This is a genomic window from Marivita sp., from assembly GCF_020055675.1.
Classification (GTDB): Bacteria; Pseudomonadota; Alphaproteobacteria; order Rhodobacterales; family Rhodobacteraceae; genus Marivita.
The window spans coordinates 1-2866 of the sequence record NZ_JAIPUS010000075.1 but is presented as its reverse complement, the minus strand read 5'-3'; the positions used below and the strand labels follow the sequence as shown (position 1 = coordinate 2866).

2 protein-coding genes and 1 pseudogene are annotated in these 2866 nt (G+C 60.2%); 1 reads left to right on the top strand and 2 read right to left on the bottom strand.

Annotated features, from left to right (window positions below; all coding sequences use genetic code 11):
* The coding region (locus LCF59_RS17655) for a TRAP transporter substrate-binding protein (protein ID WP_367273424.1) at positions 1–603 on the top strand (603 nt) is incomplete at its 5' end.
* A 458-nt stretch (positions 604–1061) separates the two neighbouring features.
* On the opposite strand, the pseudogene LCF59_RS17650 reads toward LCF59_RS17655, so the two are convergent.
* Positions 1062–1553 (bottom strand): annotated as a pseudogene (locus tag LCF59_RS17650) (DUF1254 domain-containing protein); the annotation flags it as partial.
* Between the two features lie 119 nt (positions 1554–1672).
* On the bottom strand, positions 1673–2866 hold a 1194-nt coding region (locus tag LCF59_RS17645), incomplete at its 5' end, for a DUF1214 domain-containing protein (RefSeq protein WP_292288932.1).

Below are 2866 nucleotides of genomic sequence, written 5' to 3'. Positions count from 1 at the left end.
TTCCTCGGCCAGCATCCCGCGCTGTCGTTCTTCAGCCAGGTGCCCTTCGGCATGACCTTTCAGGAATACAACAACTGGTTCTTGCACGCCGGCGGGCGCGAGTTGGCCGACGAGCTTTACGGCATCTTCGGGCTGAAATGCTTTCCGACGGGCAATACCGGCCCGCAATCGGGCGGCTGGTTCAACACGGAGATCAACAGCCCCGAGGATTTCCAGGGCCTGCGGTTCCGCATGCCGGGGCAGGGCGGCCAGGTGCTGGGCAAGCTGGGGGCATCGGTGCAGAACCTGCCCGGCTCCGAGGTGTACCAGGCGCTGTCGTCGGGGGCCATCGACGGCACCGAATGGATCGGCCCGTGGGCGGACGAAAAGGCCGGCTTCCAGGAGATCACCGACATCTACTACACCGCCGGTTTCCACGAGCCAGGGCCGAACCTGAACCTGACCCTCAATCTCGACGTCTATGAAAGCCTGACCCCGGCACAGCAGGCGATCGTCGGCAACGCGGCACAGGCCACGAACATCTGGACGATGTCGCAGTTCATGGCCAACAACGCCGCCGCGCTGCAACGCCTGCAATCGGGCGGGGTGAAGGTGATGGAGTAATCATTCGCTCCGACCAGGACGTCGCCGTTTTGGTCCTTGATCATCTGTATGTAGGAGGCCTCTTCAGGCGGAGCGCCCCACTGGCCAATATAGGTACCCAGTTGGAACACGACGCGGTCATCCTCTCCAAGTTGTTCGCGGGTGCCCAGCGACCTGCTGGCGTTGGTGAGTGTCGGGAGCGTCTCCTTGAGTTTCGCAAGCACATGCTGTTCGCTGATCTCCGCGGCTGCCAACTGCTCGGGGGTGAAGTCCGTTCTGCCCGCACCGATGCCTGACGCCTCCAGCCCCGCAAGCCAGTGGGCGTCGGCAGTGGCCATGGTGCTGTCCGCCAACACGAAGTTGACGCGCTCAAGCCAGGAATTCCCCGAAGCGGGAACAAACTTGCGGACCTTGGGCTTTGGCCCGTTTTGTCCGAGGAACTCGCTCAAGGTGCGGATGTTCCAGTCGTCCACATAGGTCAGTGCCTTCTTCTCGTCCTCGACGCCGGTCGCCATCACCCGCCCCATCAACTTGATGAAGTTGCTTTCGACTCGGACGACTTCGGTAACACCGTCTGGAACTTCGCCCGTCCAGTCCTGGTTCGCAAACATGAAGCGACCCCCCTTGGGGCCGCGTGTCCGTTTGCCAAACATGGTGGTGGTGTAGTGCCCCATGTCCATGGTGTGGAGCACCCAGTAGCGGCCGTCATCATGGTCAGGCACCGACACGATCACCGGCTCGGCGGCGACATCCAACCAGCCCATCAGGTGCAGGGTGTCGTTGTTGATGGTCGGGTGCGCGGTGTACTTGTCGTCGGCGAGATGGCGGATGATTTGAAATCGGTTGGCCGGACAATCCGGCTCCACCAACGTCTTGTAGAGATGCTTGTAAGCCTCGTCGATGCCGTAGGCATACAGGTAGGCGCGGTCCGAAATCGCCTGGAGTTGAGTCGAGCTTTCGGGAGTTTTCATGTGATGTCGTCCTCTGTGGCTTGCCTGATGCGTTGGCCCGGAAAGAATGCTCGCAATATGCGTGCAGCTTGTTCATCGATCAGTTCGAAGTCGCCGGGCTTCCACGACTTCTCCTCGCGCTACTCCGCCTTTACGATGGGCGGCACGTAATATTCGCCCGACAGGACTTCCGTCTTCGGCACATACATGCGCAAGTTAAGAGTGAACGGCTTGCCTTTGGGGCATGGCAACCAATTTGCTTCCGGGGCGCCCTTCGGGAGCCCGGATGCCAGATACAGTTTCAGGGAGCCATCCGGTCCGTGCTCGAACCTGGATCGGTTGTTGAAATTGAACCGGTCCAGCCTGTTGGGAACTACCCGGTAATCCGGCAGGGACATCAACGTCAACGACCAATAGGCATGGACGTGCTTCTCCGGCAGGTTCTCCGGTTTGAAGTCGAGGACATACACACTGTCGCCGTCCAGGGGAGCGCCGGTGGTGTCCGCTTCGCCAATGTAATAGACGACCTCCTGGTTGTTGTTCCACCAGATGCCAGCGAAGTTGGCGGCAGTGCGGAACCAGAAATCCTCGCCGAAACCCGTCTCCTTACCGGTTGTGGCGGCCCAGCCGCCGCGCTTGTCGCCGTAGCTGCGGATGAATTGCACGAGGGCCGGTAGCGCCTTCTGCTTGATGATCGCGTCGATGGCGGCGCGATTGGCCCCTGCCTTCGCAACAAAAACAGCGATGTCGCGGGCCTGTTTCTGCATGACCGGCGCCAGCTTCATCTTGTCCGGCGCACTGTTCATTACCTGATCAAGCATGGGTTGTGAGAAGGCGTCGACCGTGATGAGTTCCTTGTTGCTGAACATCGGAATTTCCACCGCGGGAACGATCCTGGGGTCCCCGGACTTGATGAGCTTGAACTGATGCTGCAGCGACACGGCACCCTGGTCGTCGCCCTTACGTTCCACGCGAGCCAGCATCTTGGCCTTCCTCGACGGCAGGTCGATGCGCAATGCTCCTTCGGGAATTGTCGGGTTGGATCCCGTCAGGCACAGCGCGAACCGGCCGTGCGGACGGTCAGGAAACATGCGTTCGTTGATGTTGTGAAGGATGTCCGCCCATTCATCCACGATCTGCGCGGTGTAGTAGCGCCCTTCCACCTTGGGCACCTCCAGAACGACTGGCGTCATCTCGTCCACTGCGAACCACGCCTCGAGGTACGCGACATCGAGATTCGGGTTTACAAACTCTGCCTTACCGAGTTCGTTGAACTTGATCACGTTGTAGTCAACCGCTTCCTCAGCGATGTCAATGTGTTCCTGGCGGATCAC